At 63.4% G+C, this 1,083-nt stretch carries 2 protein-coding genes; both read right to left on the bottom strand.

What is annotated here, in order from left to right:
* On the bottom strand, window positions 1-204 hold a 204-nt coding region (locus tag ACFU6I_RS48735; protein ID WP_384381064.1), incomplete at its 3' end, for an ankyrin repeat domain-containing protein.
* A gap of 121 nt (window positions 205-325) precedes the next feature.
* Window positions 326-988 (bottom strand): group II intron maturase-specific domain-containing protein, encoded by a 663-nt coding sequence (locus ACFU6I_RS48730; RefSeq protein WP_384381067.1) that lies wholly within the window; start codon window positions 986-988, stop codon window positions 326-328.
* Window positions 989-1,083 lie beyond the last annotated feature (95 nt).

Genomic DNA, 1,083 nt, shown 5'->3' with positions numbered 1-1,083 from the left:
CGCTTCCAGGGGTTCGCCCGTTTGCACTGCTCCATCGGCCTCGCCATCGATGGCACGGAGCAGTGGAGTCCAACCGCTGTAACCATCGAACTCGTTCGGGTCTGCCCCGGCGTCCAGGAGACGTGTCAGCTCCGCCAAGTCGTCCATCTGCACGGCCACATGTACGGGGGACATCTTGTGACGCTCTGAGTCCGAGAGCTGCATGCCGCCGATTCAACCAGCCCACCGGGGGGGCCGAGGCCGAGTAGCCGAGGGGAGTCTCACCCCTCGGCCCTCACAGATCCGTACGTGACGATCTCTCGTCATACGGCTCTTGTCGTTCTGGTCACCAGACCCCGGGGACGTGAGTGATCCAGACCCAGTGGGCGAAGAACCGAGGCCGCCGTGCGACGGCCTGGTCCCATGCCTTCTGGGCTTTCTTCCGCCCCCGGAGCCGTTTGAACTTCTTGCGCATCCATCGCATCAGGTAGGCGTTGATGCGTTTCAGGAGGGGGTACAGCGCCGACTTGTGGAAGGCTCCGTAGTACGCCATCCATCCGCGGATGATCGGATTAATGGCCCGTGCGAGGTTTGCTTCGGTCAGGCTGGTGCGGTGGTGCAGCCGCCAGGACCGCACCTCGGAACTGATCCTGCGCATGGCTTCCCCGCTGATCGCGGGGGTGAAAGACAGGAACATCCTGCCGTCCTTGCGTGCCGCAGAGCGTCTGCAGAAGGTGAATCCCAGGAACGTGAACTCGGTGTGCTCGTACGAGGCACGCCGGTTGTCGTCCTGGCAGTACACGATCCGCGTCTTCTCCGGGTGCAGTTGCAGCCCGACCTCGCCCATCCGCTTCTCGATCGCCGTGAGCACGAAGCGTGCCTGGCGTTCGCTGACGCAGTGAACCACCGCGTCGTCCACGTACCGCTCGAACCCGATGGCAGGGAAGTTCCGTGCCATCCAGGCGTCGAAGGCATAGTGGAGGAAGAGGTTGGCGAGGACCGGCGACATCACGCCCCCAACGCAATGGGTAACTCGAGCATGAGTCACCCTCCGTAGCGTCTTGATCTTGATGCTGGTCGTCGGCAGTGCGCTCACGCACGGGT

Origin of the sequence: Streptomyces sp. NPDC057486 (assembly GCF_042802415.1) — a bacterium.
In the GTDB taxonomy this organism is placed as follows: Bacteria; Actinomycetota; Actinomycetes; order Streptomycetales; family Streptomycetaceae; genus Streptomyces; species Streptomyces yanii.
The sequence above is the reverse complement of the archived record's forward strand: the minus strand, read 5'-3'. Positions and strand labels throughout refer to the sequence as shown.

Coding starts and splice junctions, on each gene's coding strand:
- ACFU6I_RS48730 (WP_384381067.1), bottom strand. CDS start 988: ATGTCGCCGGTCCTCGCCAACCTCTTCCTCCACTATGCCTTCGACGCC.